This is a genomic window from Burkholderia stagnalis, from assembly GCF_039848545.1.
In the GTDB taxonomy this organism is placed as follows: domain Bacteria; phylum Pseudomonadota; class Gammaproteobacteria; order Burkholderiales; family Burkholderiaceae; genus Burkholderia; species Burkholderia stagnalis.
In genome coordinates, this window is sequence record NZ_CP156685.1 from 133,514 (window position 1) to 149,146 (window position 15,633).

14 protein-coding genes are annotated in these 15,633 nt (G+C 69.2%); 2 read left to right on the forward strand and 12 right to left on the reverse strand.

Going from position 1 to position 15,633, the window contains the following annotated elements; translation table 11 throughout:
• Nucleotides 1-7: 7 nt before the first annotated feature.
• Nucleotides 8-739 (forward strand): OmpW/AlkL family protein, encoded by a 732-nt coding sequence (locus tag ABFO07_RS00635; protein WP_059558345.1) that lies wholly within the window; start codon nt 8-10, stop codon nt 737-739.
• A gap of 154 nt (nt 740-893) precedes the next feature.
• On the opposite strand, the gene ugpQ is transcribed toward ABFO07_RS00635, so the two are convergent.
• The 12 genes from ugpQ to ABFO07_RS00695 all read right to left on the reverse strand — a co-directional run bounded on the left by ugpQ (nt 894) and on the right by ABFO07_RS00695 (nt 13,017).
• Nucleotides 894-1,667, reverse strand: a complete 774-nt coding sequence (gene ugpQ / locus ABFO07_RS00640) for a glycerophosphodiester phosphodiesterase (RefSeq protein ID WP_060027746.1) — start codon at nt 1,665-1,667, stop codon at nt 894-896.
• 20 nt (nt 1,668-1,687) lie between these two features.
• Nucleotides 1,688-2,773, reverse strand: coding sequence for a sn-glycerol-3-phosphate import ATP-binding protein UgpC (locus ABFO07_RS00645; RefSeq protein ID WP_059803067.1), 1,086 nt, complete (start codon nt 2,771-2,773; stop codon nt 1,688-1,690).
• Between the two features lie 32 nt (nt 2,774-2,805).
• Entirely contained in the window at nt 2,806-3,651 is an 846-nt protein-coding gene (gene ugpE, locus ABFO07_RS00650) for a sn-glycerol-3-phosphate ABC transporter permease UgpE (protein WP_059883732.1), read from the reverse strand.
• The gene (gene ugpA, locus ABFO07_RS00655; RefSeq protein ID WP_059803071.1) at nt 3,648-4,532 is read right to left on the reverse strand and encodes a sn-glycerol-3-phosphate ABC transporter permease UgpA; all 885 of its coding nucleotides are present in this window, start codon (nt 4,530-4,532) and stop codon (nt 3,648-3,650) included. The genes ugpE and ugpA overlap by 4 nt, the downstream gene beginning before the upstream one ends.
• Before the next feature lie 96 nt (nt 4,533-4,628).
• A complete protein-coding gene (gene ugpB / locus ABFO07_RS00660; RefSeq protein ID WP_059920550.1) occupies nt 4,629-5,963 on the reverse strand; it encodes a sn-glycerol-3-phosphate ABC transporter substrate-binding protein UgpB in 1,335 nt (444 codons plus the stop codon).
• A gap of 88 nt (nt 5,964-6,051) precedes the next feature.
• A complete protein-coding gene (locus ABFO07_RS00665) occupies nt 6,052-7,260 on the reverse strand; it encodes a deoxyguanosinetriphosphate triphosphohydrolase (protein WP_059803106.1) in 1,209 nt (402 codons plus the stop codon).
• Nucleotides 7,261-7,301: 41 nt separating this feature from the next.
• Complete coding sequence (gene aroB / locus ABFO07_RS00670) at nt 7,302-8,381, reverse strand: 3-dehydroquinate synthase (protein ID WP_347468048.1); 1,080 nt, start codon at nt 8,379-8,381, stop codon at nt 7,302-7,304.
• The gene (aroK, locus tag ABFO07_RS00675; protein ID WP_059558441.1) at nt 8,378-8,932 is read right to left on the reverse strand and encodes a shikimate kinase AroK; all 555 of its coding nucleotides are present in this window, start codon (nt 8,930-8,932) and stop codon (nt 8,378-8,380) included. The genes aroB and aroK overlap by 4 nt, the downstream gene beginning before the upstream one ends.
• A gap of 41 nt (nt 8,933-8,973) precedes the next feature.
• Complete coding sequence (locus tag ABFO07_RS00680) at nt 8,974-10,605, reverse strand: type IV pilus secretin PilQ (protein ID WP_375861556.1); 1,632 nt, start codon at nt 10,603-10,605, stop codon at nt 8,974-8,976.
• Nucleotides 10,602-11,447, reverse strand: coding sequence for a hypothetical protein (locus ABFO07_RS00685; protein ID WP_060288856.1), 846 nt, complete (start codon nt 11,445-11,447; stop codon nt 10,602-10,604). Before ABFO07_RS00685 ends, ABFO07_RS00680 begins: the two co-directional genes overlap by 4 nt.
• On the reverse strand, nt 11,444-12,094 hold the full coding sequence (locus ABFO07_RS00690; protein WP_059883735.1) for a hypothetical protein: 651 nt from the start codon (nt 12,092-12,094) through the stop codon (nt 11,444-11,446). Before ABFO07_RS00690 ends, ABFO07_RS00685 begins: the two co-directional genes overlap by 4 nt.
• Nucleotides 12,091-13,017: a competence protein ComA gene (locus ABFO07_RS00695; protein WP_347468051.1), complete on the reverse strand. Its 927-nt coding sequence runs from the start codon at nt 13,015-13,017 to the stop codon at nt 12,091-12,093. Before ABFO07_RS00695 ends, ABFO07_RS00690 begins: the two co-directional genes overlap by 4 nt.
• A 225-nt stretch (nt 13,018-13,242) precedes the next feature.
• Here ABFO07_RS00695 and ABFO07_RS00700 point away from each other — a divergent pair, with 225 nt between their 5' ends.
• Entirely contained in the window at nt 13,243-15,633 is a 2,391-nt protein-coding gene (locus ABFO07_RS00700) for a penicillin-binding protein 1A (protein WP_124482771.1), read from the forward strand.

Below are 15,633 nucleotides of genomic sequence, written 5' to 3' on the forward strand. Positions count from 1 at the left end.
AGACACAATGAAACGAAAACTGGCCATTACGGGGGCCGCAGCGCTCGCATTTACGTTTGCGGGCAGTGCGGCACATGCGCAATCCGCAGGTAGCTTCTACGTCAGCACCGGCTGGCTGCACCTGTCGCCACAGGACAGCAGCGACCCGCTGTTCCTGTACGGCGTCGGCGGCACGCCAGTCAACCAGTCGATTCCCAACACCGGCGCCGGCATCAACGACGCCGATACGTTTGGGCTGGCAGCCGGCTACTTCGTCACCGACCACATCTCCACCGAGCTCGTCATGGGGATCCCGCCGAAGTTCGACATCACCGGCAAGGGTCAGTTCGAAAAGTTCGGCGTACTCGGCCGTGCATACCAGTGGAGCCCCGCGGTATTGCTTCGCTACCACTTCAACGACGCCAACGCCAAATTCCGGCCGTATGTCGGCATCGGTGCGACCTACGTGTGGTTCACCGGCGCGAAGATCACGAACGGCGCGTTCGAGAACGGCGTGCTCGGCGGCCCGACCAGCGCACAGACCAGCAACCAGTGGGCGCCCGTCTTCAACGCCGGCTTCACGTACAACTTTACCGATCACTGGTTCGCCGGCCTGTCGATCTCGTACATCCCGGTGAGTGTCACCGCCACCTTCACGACCGCCAAGCGGACCCAGGTCGGCACCCTGACCGAGACGTCGAAGGCGAAGATCTCGCTCAACCCGATCGTCACCTACCTGAACGTCGGCTACCGCTTCTAAGCGTAGTCGAATATTTGGGGAATGGTTAATCCTGCTGCAATTTGTAGCGGATTTTTCCTGGCGTAACGCCCCACGATGCAAAACGCCCCGGACGGAAGGCCGCCGGGGCGTCGATTTTTTCGCGTCAGGCTCGTTTCCGAGCCATCGTTGCCGATCATGCGCGCTGCACGATCGCATCCAGCGCGTGCGGGCCGATCAGGTCGATGCGGTCCGTGCAGACCGCGTCGACGCCCCAGCTCACGAGCTGCCGCGCCCGTTCGAGGTCGTTGACCGTATAGACGAGGATCCGCAGCCCGGCCGCCTTGATCGCGCGCACCAGCGGCTCGTCGAGCCGCGTGTGGTCCGCATGCAGCGACACGCAGCCGAGCGCATCGACCACCTGCGCACGCCAGTCGTCCGGCACGGCCTCGTACAGCATCCCGCGCGGCAGGCCGGGTGCGGCCTCGCGCGCATGCTGCAGCGCATCGAACGAAAACGACGACAGCAGCGGCGGCACCGCGGCGTCGCGCCAATGCGCCGCGGCATCCGCGGCCACGCGCCGCCCGGTCTCGCGCTCGCGGCCGGGGCACGGCTTGATCTCGACGTTCGCCGCCAGCCCGAGCGCGATGCAGCGCGCCGCCGCCGCTTCCAACGTCGGCATCCGCTCGCCCGCGAAGCGCGCGTCGAACCACGCGCCGGCGTCGAGCGCCGCGAGTTCCGCATAGCGCATTGTCGCCGCGGGCCCGTGGCCGTTCGAGGTCCGGTCGACCGTGTCGTCGTGCAGCAGGAAGGTCACGTCGTCGGCCGACAGCTTCGCGTCGAATTCGACCATCGTGTGTCCGCGCCGCGCGCCTTCGGCGAGCGCGGCGAGCGTGTTCTCCGGCGCGAGCGCGCCGCCGCCGCGATGGGCGACGACGCGCGGATAGGGCCAGTCAGGGCGGAAAGTCATCAGTAGGCCTCGCAGCGGATTCAGCCGGCGCGCTTGCCGGTCTCGGGATCGAAGAAATGCAGCCGGTGCGCGGGCAGCGCGACCGCGAGCGCCGTGCCGCGCGCGGGGCGGTCCGCGTGCGGCAGGCGCACCGCGACGTCGTGCGCGCCCCAGCGGCCGTGCACGAGGTTGTCCGCGCCGAGCAGTTCGCACGAATCGACCGGCAGTGTGGCATGCGGCACGCCCGGCTGCGGCGTCATGTGCTCCGGGCGCACGCCGAGCACCCAGTCGCGGCCCGTCGCGATCTCCGTGCCGAGGCCCGGCGCGTCCGCGACCGGCAGGTCCGGCCCGCCGCCCGCGACGGTGAACGTCGCGCCGTCCGCGGACAGCCGCCCCTGCAGCAGGTTCATCGCCGGCGAGCCGATGAAGCCCGCGACGAACACCGTCGCCGGCTTCTCGTACACGTCGACCGGCGCGCCGATCTGCTCCGCGTAGCCGCGGTTCATCACGATCACGCGCTGCGCGAGCGTCATCGCCTCGATCTGGTCGTGCGTCACGTACACGCTCGTCGTCGCGAGCCGCGCATGCAGCCGCTGGATCTCGAGCCGCATCTGCACGCGCAGCTTCGCGTCCAGGTTCGACAGCGGCTCGTCGAACAGGAACACCGACGGCTCGCGCACGATCGCGCGCCCCATCGCGACCCGCTGCCGCTGGCCGCCCGACAGCTCGCGCGGCCGCCGCGCGAGCAGCGGCTCGAGCTCGAGGATCTTCGCGGCCGCGGCGACGCGCGCGTCGATCGTCGCGCGCTCGAGGCCGCGGATCTTCAGCCCGTAGCCCATGTTCTGCGCCACCGTCATGTGCGGATACAGCGCATAGTTCTGGAACACCATCGCGATGTCGCGATCCTTCGGCTCGAGCGCGTTCACCACCCGCTCGCCGATCGCGATCTCGCCGTCCGTCACGCTCTCGAGCCCCGCGATCATCCGCAAGAGCGTCGACTTGCCGCAGCCGGACGGCCCGACCAGCACGATGAATTCGCCGTCGGCGATCTCGACGTCGATGCCGTGCAACACCTGCTGCTTTCCGTCATAGGATTTCCTGACGCCCCTCAAGCTCAGCGCAGCCATACGTCGTCCTTCTCCTCGTAGCGTGTCCGTGGTTACTTTTCAGAATCGACGAGGCCGCGCACGAACCAGCGCTGCATCGCCAGCACGACGACGAGCGGCGGAATCATCGCCAGCAGCGTCGCCGCCATCACGTATTGCCATTCGGTCGCGGCATCGCCGCTCGCGATCATCGTCTTGATGCCGACCACCGACGTCGACAGCGACGCCTCCGTCGTGATCAGGATCGGCCACAGGTACTGGTTCCAGCCGTAGATGAAGGTGATCACGAACAGCGCCGCGATGCTCGTCTTCGACAGCGGCAGCACGACGTCCCAGAAAAAGCGCAGCGGCCCCGCGCCGTCGATGCGCGCCGCGTCCATCAGCTCGTCGGGCAGTGTCATGAAGAACTGGCGGAACAGGAAGGTCGCGGTGGCCGACGCGATCAGCGGCAGCGTGAGCCCCGCGTACGAGTTGGTCATCTGCAGCGTCGACACGACCTGCACGGTCGGGAAGATCCGCACCTCGACCGGCAGCATCAGCGTGACGAAGATCAGCCAGAACGCCGTGTTCCGGAACGGGAAGCGGAAATAGACGATCGCGTAGGCGGACAGGATCGACACCGCGATCTTGCCGATCGCGATGCCCAGCGCCATCGCGAGGCTGTTGGCGAGCAGCCGGCCGAACGGCGCGGTCGTGCCGCCGCTGCCGTGCCGCCAGATGTATGCGACGTTCTCGACGAGGTGCGTGCTCGGCACCAGCGACAGCGGCACGCTGACCACTTCCTGCGCGCTCATCGTCGCCGCGCAGAACGCGACGTAGACGGGAAACACGAGCAGCGCGACACCCGCGATCAGCACCGCGTGGCAGAACAGGTCGAAACCCTTGCGATTCTCGATCATGCGTATTGCACCCTGCGTTCGACGAAGCGGAACTGGATCACCGTGAGCCCGACGACGATCGCCATCAGCACGACCGACTGCGCGCCCGAGCTGCCGATATCGAGCCCCTGGAAGCCTTCCGTGAAGATCTTGTAGATCAGCGTCTTGGTGCTCTGCGCGGGGCCGCCCGCGGTCGCGGCATCGATCACCGGGAACGTGTCGAAGAACGCGTACACGAGGTTCACGACCAGCAGGAAGAAGCTCGTCGGCGACAGCAGCGGCAGCACGACGTGGAAGAAGCGCCGCACCGGGCCCGCGCCGTCGATCGCGGCCGCCTCGATCAGCGAGCGCGGGATCGCCTGCAGCCCCGCGTAGAAGAACAGGAAGTTGTAGCTCACCTGCTTCCACACCGACGCGAGCACGATCAGGAACATCGCCTGCCCGCCGTTCAGCGCGTGGTTCCAGACGATCCCGGCTTTCGCGAGCCCAAAGGTGATCAGGCCGATGCTCGGGTTGAACAGGAATGCCCACAGCACGGCCGCGATCGTCGGCGCGACCGCATACGGCCAGATCAGCAGCGTGCGGTATGCGCGCGCGCCGCGCACCACGCGGTCCGCGCACGCGGCGAGCAGCAGCGACACGACGAGCCCGCTCACCGTGACGAGCGCGCTGAACACGAGCGTCGTGCGGAACGAGTCGAGATACAGCGGATCGGCAAACAGGCGCGTGAAGTTCGCCATGCCGACGAACTCGCTCGACGTGCCGAACGCATCCTGCATCTGCGTGGATTGCCACAGCGCGACGCCGGCGGGCCACAGGAAGAACACGCCGGTGATCGCGAGCTGCGGCGCGATCAGCAGGTACGGCAGCAGGCTCGTACCGAAACGGGAACGGGATTGCATCGCAAGGATCCGGTCAGGCCAAACGGGAGGGATGAACGGCCGCCGGCCGCCGCGCGGATGCGCGCGACGCGGCCGGCGGCACGGCGCGACGCGCGCTCAGCTGCCCGACTTCTCGAAGCGTCGCAGCAGCTCGTCGCCGCGCTTCGCTGCGGAATCGAGTGCGTCCTTCGGCGACTTCTTCTGCGCCCAGACCTGCTCGAACTCCTCGTCGACGATCGTGCGGATCTGCGGCATGTTGCCGAGCCGCAGCCCCTTCGTGTACGGCAGCGGCGCCTTGTTCAGCATCTGCTTGATCGCGGTTTCCGCGCTCGGGTTCTTCGCGTAGAAGCCCTGCTGGCGCGTCAGGTCGTACGCGGCCGTCGTGACCGGCAGGTAGCCCGTGTCCTGGTGCCACTTCGCGGCGACGGCCGGCGAGCCCAGGAACGCGAGGAATTTCGCGACGCCCTTGTAGGTCGCCGGATCCTTGCCGGCCAGCACCCACAGGCTCGCGCCGCCGATGATCGCGTTCTGCGGCGCGCCCTTCACGTCCGCGTCGTACGGCATCATGCCGGTGCCGAAATCGAACTTCGCGAACTTGTGCAGCGTCGCGAGCGCGCCCGACGACGTCGTCATGATCCCGCAGTCGCCGCTATAGAACTTCGCCGACGCCTCGTCCTTGCGGCCCGCATACGTGAACGTGCCGTCCTTCGCCATCTGCTGCAGGAACTGGACGTGCGCGACCTGCTGCGGCTTGTTGAATTCGAGCACCGCGTCGGCGCCGTCGAAGCCGTTGTTGCGGCTCGCGAACGGCAGGCCGTGCCACGCGCTGTAGTTCTCGAGCTGGATCCAGCCCTGCCAGCCGGTCGTGAAGCCGCACGCCATGCCCGACTGGCGCAGCTTCTCCGCGTCGGCCTTGACCTCGGCCCAGGTCTTCGGCGGCTGGTTCGGGTCGAGCCCGGCCTTCTTGAACGCGTCCTTGTTGTAATACAGCACCGGGGTCGAGCTGTTGAACGGCATCGACACGAGGTGGCCCGTCTTCGCGTCGCTGTAGTAGCTCGCGATGGTCGGCACGAACGCCTTCTCGTCGAACGGCACGCCGGCCTGCTTGAACACGTCGTAGACCGGCACCACCGCCTTCTTCGCCTGCATCATCGTCGCGGTGCCGACCTCGTAGACCTGCAGGATCGCCGGCGCGTTGCCGCTGCGATACGCGGCGATGCCCGCGGCGAGCGCCTGGTCGTAGGTGCCCTTGAACACCGGCACGATCTTGTAGTCGCTCTGCGACGCGTTGAACTGCGCCGCGATCTCGTTCACCCGCTCGCCGAGCGCGGCTTCCATTGCATGCCAGAACTGGATCTCCGTCGCCGCGAATGCCGCATGCTGCGCGCCGAACATCAGCGCGCCCCCGAGCGCGAGCGAACGAACCAGCGTCCCTACGGGCTTCTTCTCCATCGACCTCTCCTATGAAAACGATACCAACGGCGGGTACACCTTTCCCGTCGCCAGCGAACCGGCGCAGTCTAGTGATCGTTTGTGACAGTCAGTTGTCGCTGACGACGAACAAACGCTGGTATTCCTTCACGGCGAAACGATCAGTCATGCCGGCGATGTAATGCGCGACGAGGCGCGGCTGCTTCGACGCGTCCTCGGACTGGTACTGCGGCGGCAGCAGGCGCGGATCGTCGATGAACGCGTCGAACAGACCGGTGACGATGCGCTGCGCCTTGTTCGCCATCCTCATGACCTTGTAGTGGCGATACAGGTTCTTGAACAGGAAGCGCTTGAGGGCCGCCGCCTGCGCGGCGACGGCTTCGCTGTGCGACACGAGCGGCGGCGCCGCGCGCACGTCGTCGAGCGACGCGGGCGCGACGCGCGCGAGATTGCGCGTCGTCTCGTCGATCAGGTCGACGATCAGCGTGTTGATGATGCGGCGCACCGTCTCGTGCACGAGACGCCGGCCTTCGAGATGCGGGAATTCGGCGAGCGCCGCCGCGTAATGGCGCTGCCACAGCTCGACTTCCGCGAGCTGCTCGATCGTGACCAGCCCGGAACGCAGGCCGTCGTCGACGTCGTGGTTGTTGTACGCGATTTCGTCGGCGATGTTCGCGAGCTGCGCCTCGAGCGACGGCTGGCGGCCCTGCAGGAACCGCTCGCCGAGCGCGCCGAGCTTGCGCGCGTTGTCGCGCGAACAGTGCTTGAGGATGCCTTCGCGCGTCTCGAAGCACAGGTTCAGGCCGTTGAACGCGCCATAGTGCTCCTCGAGCTCGTCGACGACGGCGAGGCTCTGCAGGTTGTGCTCGAAGCCGCCATGCTCGCGCATGCATGCGTTCAGCGCGTCCTGCCCCGCATGGCCGAACGGCGTATGGCCGAGATCGTGCGCGAGCGAGATCGCCTCGACGAGATCCTCGTTCAGCCGCAGGTTGCGCGCGACCGAACGCGCGATCTGCGCGACTTCGAGGCTGTGGGTGAGACGGGTGCGGAACAGGTCGCCTTCGTGATTGACGAAGACCTGGGTCTTGTATTCGAGCCGGCGGAACGCGGTCGAGTGGACGATGCGGTCGCGGTCGCGCTGGAATTCGGTGCGCGCCGCCGGCGGCGGCTCGGGGTGGCGCCGGCCGCGCGATTGCGACGCGTGGGCGGCATACGGGGCGAGATGGGCCTCCAGCGCCGCCAGGGTCGGCGGCTCGGCCACCGGAGCGGACGCGCTCCGGGGCTGGCGTGGCAACTTGCTGCTGGATGTCTCGCTCACCGTCTCCTCCACGTCAAGGGCGCCGGGCAGCCGGGCCGGGGTTATTGCGTCGTCGTCGCCAGTGTAGCGAACACCGCTTCGTCGGGCGCAGGCGTGATCAGCGTATCGCCGAAGCGCTTCAGCAGGATGAACTTGATCGCGCCCGCCTCGGCCTTCTTGTCGACGCGCATCAGGTCCATGTAGCGCGCGTCGCCGAGCGCGGGCGCGCGAGTCGGCAGGTGCGCGGCCGCGATCACCGCATCCAGGCGCTGCCGCGACGCTTCGTCGAGCAGGCCGAGCCGCACCGACAGGTCGCCCGCCATCACCATCCCGCAGCCGACCGCCTCGCCGTGCAGCCACTCGCCGTAGCCGAGCCCGGCCTCGATCGCGTGGCCGAACGTGTGGCCGAAATTGAGGATCGCGCGCAGGCCGCCTTCGCGCTCGTCGGCCGCGACCACGCTCGCCTTGATCTCGCACGAGCGCTTGACGGCCTCGGTAAGCGCGCCGGGCTCGCGGCGGTTCAGTGCGTCGACGTTCGCCTCGATCCAGTCGAAGAACGCGGCGTCGGCGATCGCGCCGGTCTTGATGATCTCGGCAATGCCGGCCGCCAGCTCGCGGTCGGGCAGCGTCGTCAGCGCGCCGATGTCCGCGATCACCGCCTGCGGCTGGTAGAACGCGCCGATCATGTTCTTGCCGAGCGGGTGGTTGATGCCGGTCTTGCCGCCGACCGACGAATCGACCTGCGACAGCAGCGTGGTCGGCACCTGGATGAACGGCACGCCGCGCATGTAGCACGCGGCCGCGAAGCCGGTCATGTCGCCGATCACGCCGCCGCCGAGCGCGACGAGCGTGGTCTTGCGGTCCGCGCGGTCGGTCAGCAGGCCGTCGAAGATCAGGTTAAGCGTTTCCCAGTTCTTGTACGCCTCGCCGTCCGGCAGCACGACCGTCGACACGCGCTTGCCGAGCGGCGCGAGCGCGGCGCGCAGCGCGTCGCCGTATAGCGGATCGACCGTCGTGTTCGTGACGATCGTGACGGACGAGCCCTTGATGTGCGGGGCGAACAGCTCGGTGCGGCCGATCAGGCCGGCGCCAATATGAATCGGGTAGGCGCGGTCGCCCAGATCGACGTTGACAGTAATCATGCTTGTAATGGCTTGGCGACGACACCCGCCAGTTCGAGCTGCATCAGCACCATGTTGACGAGCCCGTTGACCGACGGGCGGCCGGTTTCGATGACGAAATCCGCGCATTCGCGATACAGCGGATCGCGCACTTCATAGAGCGCCTCGAGACGCGCCTTCGGATCCTCGGTCTGCAGCAGCGGCCGGTTCTTGTCCTTGCGCGTGCGCAGCCACAGATCGTGCGGATTGGCGCGCAGATAGACGACGATGCCGTGCGCCTTCAGGAATTCGCGATTTTCGGGCCGCAGCACCGCGCCGCCGCCCGTCGCGAGCACGACGTTCTCGCGCTGCGTGAGCTCGGCGATCACCTGCGATTCGCGGTCGCGAAACCCGGCTTCGCCTTCCATCTCGAAGATCACCGGAATGCGTGCGCCCGTGCGTGCCTCGATCTCGTGGTCGGAGTCGAAGAATGCCCTGTCGAGCCGGCGCGCGACCGCCCGGCCCACGGTGGTCTTACCCGCTCCCATAAGGCCGACGAAAAATACGTTTGCGTGTGGGTCCCGCGCTTGCAACGGCATTCCTCTGCTTCAATCTTGCTGGTGTGTGGCGCAGCTTACTGGCAAAGCGGCTGCCTTGTCGAGCCTGCGCCGGCGGCTTCCGGCCCCGTTTCACGGGCATCCTCGCCGGCCGTGCCGGTCGCGTCGCAACGCGAACCGACGACCGTCGGGGTGATGAAGACGACCAGCTCGCTGCGCTGGTCGCGCTGCGCGCGATGCCGGAACAGCGCGCCCAGAACTGGTATTTTGCCCAAGAGCGGCACCCGCGTCACATCGTCCCGGCGCAACTGCTCGTAGATCCCGCCGATCGCGACCGTCCCGCCATCCTCCACCTCGACGCGCGTCTGCACATGCTTCGTGTGGATCGCCGGGCCGGCCGCCGTCGGCTCGCCGACGCTGTCCTTCGTGACGTCCAGGTCGAGCACGACGCGCCCGTCCGGCGTGATCTGCGGCTCGACCTCGAGCTTCAGCGTCGCCCGGCGGAACTGCACGCCGCTCACGCCATTGCCGACCTTGGCCTGATAGGGCAGCTCCGCGCCCTGTTCGACGATCGCCTTGGCGCGATCGGCCGTCACGACGCGCGGACTCGACACGATGTGCCCCCGCCCTTGCGCCTCGAGCGCGCTCAATTCGATGTCGAGCACGCGGCTCAGCGGCGCGGCGAACAGCGTGAACCCGGCCGTAGCGGCTTCGAAGCCGCCGAGCGGCCGCGCCGCGAGATCGAGTGCGTTGCGCTCGGCAGCGGCGCCCGCCGCGCCATCGCCGCCTGTCGCCGTGCGGCCTTGGGCGCGCAGCGCGACGCGGGCGCCCAGGTTGCGCGAGAAACCCTGCTCGCCTTCGACGATCCGGGCCTCGATCCGAACCTGCCGCGACGGCCGGTCGATTTCGTCGATCAGGCCGGCGATCTGTGCAATGCGCGGCGCGAGGTCGGTGACGAACAGCAGGTTCGTGCGCGCATCGGCCGCCGCCGCCCCGCGCTTCGACAGCAGGCGCTGCCCCGCACCGCCGGTCAGGAGCCGCTGCACGTCCTGCGCGCGCGGATAGCGCAGCACGAAGGTGCGGCTGGCTAGCGGCTCGAGTTCCGCCGCACGCGCATGCGCCTCGAAGCGTTCGCGCTCCCGCGCGGCCAGCTCTGCCGCCGGCGTGATCCAGATCACGTCGTCGCGACGGGACATCGCGAGCCCGTGCGTATCGAGCAGCGTATCGAACGCGGCCCGCCAGCGCACATTGTTCAGACGTAACGACACCGTGCCGCGCACCTGTTCGCTGACGATGATGTTGAGCCCGGTGAACCGCGCGAAGGCATCGAACGCGGCGGCGAGGCTCACGCCCTGCAGGTTCAGCGAGATCCGCCGCGCGTCGTCGGCATCGCCCGGGCGCCGCGCGGCCGCGTCGCTCATGCGCACGGGCGGCGGCAGCGGGATCGGCGGACCTTCGAGCGCGGGCGTCGCGACCGGCGCCGAAGGCGCGGCGCGCGGCGCCGGCTCCAGTTGCAATGGCGGCTCCACCGCCGACGACGCGATCTCGCTGCCGTCGACAGCACCCTGCGGCAACGGCACGTGCGGCCCGTCGGCACGCGACGCCACGGGCGGCCACTCAGGCGGCACCGGCGGCGGCAGCGCGCCGGATGCCGCTGCGGCATAAAGCCCGATCCCGACGAGCGCTCGCCGCCCCATGCTGATCATCATTGCGCACCTCCGTCGTCCAGCACCATCCTGCGCGCCCCGGACGCCGTGGCGAGCATCACGGCGTCCGGCTCGACGCGCATCACACGCATCGCGCCAACGGCCTCCCCGGCCGCGACCGCCATGATCGCGCCCATGCCGTCATCGAACAGCGCAAGCCCGGCGCGCGCATCCCGCATCACGCCGGCCAGCCGGGACGGCAGCACGCTGCCCGCCCCGGGCGCCGCCGGCGCCCCGAACGGATCGGCATCCGCCGTATCCTCATGGCGCCGCCCTTCGCCATATGCCGCCTCGCCGCCGCGCAACGCGGGGAACACATCGAGCGAGAGCGCCACGCGCGCCGTCCGGCTATCGCGCTCGACCCGTATCGCCGCCGGCACGACCAGCACCGGCAATGCCGCCAGCCCGTCGATCATCCGCCGCAGCGCGGGGAAACCTCCGTTTGCGTCGATGCGCACCGTGCGCCGGCCCTCCGGCTTCGCGTCCTGCCCGGCCTGCGGCTCGAGCGCGACGACCTGCAGCCCGCTCGACGCAGCCAGTTCCGCCAGTTCGAGCAGCACCGCCGGCCAGCCTGGTGCAGCCGGCGCGCCGCTGCTGTCGCCCGTCTCGGCGCGGGCCGCGCGATGGCGGGACGCGTCGGCAAGCACCCGTTCGGCCGTAGCCGCGCGCGCGATGGCCGCCTCCAGCGACGCGCGGCTGCGTGCGAGTCCGCCCCAGTCCGCGCTGTCCGCCAGATGGATGCCGCCCGCCAGCACCGCGCCGAATGCCAGCGCGCAGCCCGCAACGTGCATGACGACCGGCCGCGAGACGCCGTCATAACCGAATCGATTCGCGAGCGCCGTCATTTCCGCGCCTCCGGCTTGGCCTCCTGGCGCGGCGAAGCCGCCTGCCAGTTCAACTTCACCGAGAACCGGAACGGCATGCGCACCGCGCCCGCCGGGTCGGGCGGAGCGGGCGTCAGCGCGTCGACGTCGACGCGCCATCCATGTGGCTCGCGCGCGATCCGCGCGAGCCAGCGCGCCGCCGCCCGGTAGCTCGCAGCCCGCGCATCCAGCACCGCGCCGGCGGATGTCGTGCGCAGCGCGTCCAGCCGGACTTCGTCGTCGCGCACGCGCACCAGCAGCGCGAGCAGCCCGGCCGCCTGCCGGTAAGGCGCCGCGAGCGCCGCCGCCTGCGCATCGCGCTGCGCGGCGGCCGCGGCCTGCCGGGCAGCGCGCGTCGCCGCGTCCACCTGCGGCTGCCGCCGCAACAGGCCCGCCTCGACACGCGCGCGTTCGGCGTCCGTTCGTACCCGCAGCCACGCCGCGCTGCCCGTCCATATCCCGACGCCCGCCGCCCCGAGCAGGATTGCCGCGCCGCATTGCGCGGCCCGGCGCCGGCGCATCGCGCGGGCGAGACGGTCGCGGTACGGAAGCAGGTTGAACCCGTCAAGCCATGCCTGCCCGGCAGCTGGCCCCCATGACGCGTCCGCAGGCACGCCGCGCGCCCTCATTCCCACACCCCGCGCAGCGCGAGTCCGAACGCGACCGCGAACGCGGGCCCGTCCGTCGAGCCGGATCGCGCCACTGGGCCGCCGCCGGCCCAGCGCGCACAATCGAACGGCAGAACGATCGCGCCGAGCAAGTCACCGACCTCCGCGACGGAGGTGCCGAACCGAGCGAGATACCGCGTATCGCCGCCGACCACCGTGCACCGGGCCGGGCCGCGCGCCAACGCGCGCAGCGCATCGGGCAGCGCGCCGTGCGCGCGATCGGGGAACGCGAACTGCTGCACCGCGGCGCCGCGGTCCAGCAACCAGCCGCGCACGCCGGCATCGGCGAACCAGAGTGCGAAACAGGGTTCGTGCGCGTCCGGTTCGCACAACGCGGCAAAGCGCAACGCCCGCAGCGCGGCGATCGGCTCGCAGTCGACCCCCGTCAGATCGACACCCGCCGCCGCTGCCGCCTCGATCCGCCGCTGCAAGGCGGCCTGCGGCGCGGCGGCGATCGCGATCTCGCCAAGCCGCGCGCCGTCCGTGGGCCGCCAGTCGAACGCGAGACTGTCCGGCGCGAGCCCGGAAATACGCTCGGCGGCCTGCCGCGCGGCATCGGGGATATCGTCGCGCCCGGCGAGGTCGAGCGTCGCGGTGCGCATCTCGTCGTCGCGCAGCGCCATCACGCCGGACACGTCGCACCGCACCCCGCGCGCCGACAGCCGCGACACGGCGGCGGACAGCGCGCGCCCGACCGCCACCCAGCGCACGTCGTCGGGCCCGTCCGGCTGCCCGAGCGGTTCCGTGTCGATGCCTTCGACGCGCACGTCCATGCCGCGCCGCCGCCGGCTCACCACCACCACCCTCACGTCACCCGCGGCGACGTCGATCCCCGTCGCCGTGCGCCTGCCCATCGCGCGTCGCACCGCCCATCGTCCGGCCATCCAAGCCTCCCGCCATCGCTGCGGCCCATGCCGCAATCCCAGGCTTGCATTCTGCGCAGCGGCGCGGGCCGCCGACAGTCGGCCGAACGGCCAACGTCGCGCTCCGCGCGCACCGGCGCGCTATGCTGGAAGCACGGCAACCCGCGCCCGTGCGCGGCCCGTCGCCCGCGTCAGGACCGGTCATACCGGGCAGCTATAATCGCGGGACTGTTTTCCGGTATGCCTATGCAATCCACGTCCCCTACGTCCCCGCCCCCCGCCCCGGAGCCGAAGAAACGCCCCTGGTGGCTGAAAGTCCTGCTCGGCTTCGCTGCGGTGTGCGTGGCGCTCGTCCTGTGCGGCGCGCTCGTGCTCGGCTACGCGCTCGTCGTCGCGTCGCCGAACATGCCGTCGCTCGACGCGCTGACGGACTATCGTCCGAAGGTTCCGCTGCGCATCTACACGTCCGATCACGTGCTGATCGGCGAATTCGGCGAGGAACGGCGCGACATCGTCCACTTCAAGGACGTGCCCGATTCGCTGAAGAAGGCGATCCTCGCGATCGAGGACGCGCGCTTCTACGACCACGGCGGCGTCGATCTCACCGGGATCATCCGCGCCGGCTTCGTCGCGCTGACGAACGGCCATGCGTCGCAGGGCGCGAGCACGATCACGATGCAGGTCGCGCGCAACTTCTTCCTGTCGAGCGAAAAGACCTACACGCGCAAGATCTACGAGATGCTGCTCGCGTACCGGATCGAGCGCGCGCTGACGAAGGATCAGATTCTCGAGGTCTACATGAATCAGATCTATCTCGGCCAGCGCGCATACGGTTTCGCGAGCGCCGCGCACGTCTATTTCGGCAAGGACCTGAAGGACCTCACGCTCGCGGAAGCCGCGATGCTGGCCGGGCTGCCGAAAGCGCCGTCCGCGTATAACCCGGTCGTCAATCCGAAGCGCGCGAAGGTGCGCCAGGAGTACATCCTGCAGCGCATGCTCGAGCTGAACTTCATCTCGCGCGAGCAATACGACGAGGCGATCGCCCAGCCGCTCGTCGTCAAGGGCGCCGGCCGCGAGTTCAGCGTGCACGCGGAATACGTCGCGGAAATGGTGCGCCAGATGATGTACGCGCAGTACCGCGAGGAAACGTACACGCGCGGCTTCAACGTCGTCACGACGGTCGATTCCGCCGATCAGCAGGTCGCCTACAGCGCGCTGCGCAAGGGGATCATGGATTACGAGCGGCGCCACGGCTATCGCGGGCCGGAAGGCTTCATCGAGCTGCCGGCCGGCGCCGACGATCGCGAGCAGGCGATCGACGACGCGCTGCTCGAACACCCGGACAACGGCGAGCTGATCGCGGCGGTCGTGACCGCGGCGGCCCCGCGCCAGATCACGATCGCCTTCATCGACGGCAGCAGCGCGACGCTCGAAGGCGACAGCCTGCGCTTCGCCGCCAGCGCGCTGTCGGCCAATGCGCAGCCGAACCGGCGCATCCGTCCGGGCGCCATCGTGCGCGTCGTGAAGAACGACGACGGCAAATGGACGATCACGCAGCTGCCGCAGGTCGAAGGCGCGTTCATCTCGATCGTTCCGCAGGACGGCGCGATCCGTTCGCTCGTCGGCGGCTTCGACTACAACAAGAACAAGTTCAACCACGTCACGCAGGCGTGGCGGCAACCGGGTTCGTCGTTCAAGCCGTTCATCTACTCGGCGTCGCTCGACAAGGGCCTCGGCCCGGCGACGGTCATCAACGACGGCCCGCTGTTCTTCAGCGCCGCGGAAACGGGCGGCCAGCCGTGGGAACCGAAGAACTACGGCGGCGGCTTCGAGGGGCCGATGTCGATGCGCACCGCGCTGCAGCGCTCGCGCAACCTCGTGTCGATCCGGATCCTCAACCACATCGGCACGAAATACGCGCAGCAGTACATCACGCGCTTCGGCTTCGACGCCGAGCGCCACCCGGCCTACCTGCCGATGGCGCTCGGCGCGGGCCTCGTCACGCCGCTGCAGATGGCCGGCGCGTACTCGGTGTTCGCGAACGGGGGCTACCGCGTCAATCCGTACCTGATCGCCGAGGTGACCGATCCGAACGGCGCGGTCGTCGCGCGCGCGCAGCCGCTCGTCGCCGAGCAGAACGCGCCGCGCGCGATCGACGCGCGCAATGCGTACGTGATGAACAGCCTGCTGCAGAGCGTCGCGCAGCGCGGCACCGGCGCGAAGACCAACATGCTCAAGCGCACCGACCTCGCGGGCAAGACCGGCACGACCAACGACTCGCACGATGCGTGGTTCGCCGGCTACCAGCATTCGCTCGCCGCGATCGCATGGATCGGCTACGACAACCCGCGCAGCCTCGGCGACCGCGAAACCGGCGGCGGCCTCTCGCTGCCGGTGTGGATCGATTACATGGGCGCCGCGCTCAAGAGCGTGCCCGAATTCAAGCCGGCGATGCCGGACGACGTCACGACGCTCGGCAGCGAGTTGTATTTCGCCGAGTTCACGCCGGGGCATGGCTTCGTGTCGACGGTCGGCGTGGCTCAGGCGCCGGCGGCGCAGGATGCAGGTGAGGAGGAGGCGCCGCACGTCGACGAACAGGAAAAGCAGGACATCATGAACCTGTTCCGCGGCCACTGA

Coding starts and splice junctions, on each gene's coding strand:
- ABFO07_RS00700 (WP_124482771.1), top strand. CDS start 13,243: ATGCAATCCACGTCCCCTACGTCCCCGCCCCCCGCCCCGGAGCCGAAG.
- ABFO07_RS00680 (WP_375861556.1), bottom strand. CDS start 10,605: ATGATGATCAGCATGGGGCGGCGAGCGCTCGTCGGGATCGGGCTTTAT.
- ABFO07_RS00635 (WP_059558345.1), top strand. CDS start 8: ATGAAACGAAAACTGGCCATTACGGGGGCCGCAGCGCTCGCATTTACG.
- ugpB (WP_059920550.1), bottom strand. CDS start 5,963: ATGGAGAAGAAGCCCGTAGGGACGCTGGTTCGTTCGCTCGCGCTCGGG.
- ugpE (WP_059883732.1), bottom strand. CDS start 3,651: ATGATCGAGAATCGCAAGGGTTTCGACCTGTTCTGCCACGCGGTGCTG.
- ABFO07_RS00695 (WP_347468051.1), bottom strand. CDS start 13,017: ATGGCCGGACGATGGGCGGTGCGACGCGCGATGGGCAGGCGCACGGCG.
- ABFO07_RS00690 (WP_059883735.1), bottom strand. CDS start 12,094: ATGAGGGCGCGCGGCGTGCCTGCGGACGCGTCATGGGGGCCAGCTGCC.
- aroB (WP_347468048.1), bottom strand. CDS start 8,381: ATGATTACTGTCAACGTCGATCTGGGCGACCGCGCCTACCCGATTCAT.
- ABFO07_RS00645 (WP_059803067.1), bottom strand. CDS start 2,773: ATGGCTGCGCTGAGCTTGAGGGGCGTCAGGAAATCCTATGACGGAAAG.
- ABFO07_RS00685 (WP_060288856.1), bottom strand. CDS start 11,447: ATGACGGCGCTCGCGAATCGATTCGGTTATGACGGCGTCTCGCGGCCG.
- ugpQ (WP_060027746.1), bottom strand. CDS start 1,667: ATGACTTTCCGCCCTGACTGGCCCTATCCGCGCGTCGTCGCCCATCGC.
- ugpA (WP_059803071.1), bottom strand. CDS start 4,532: ATGCAATCCCGTTCCCGTTTCGGTACGAGCCTGCTGCCGTACCTGCTG.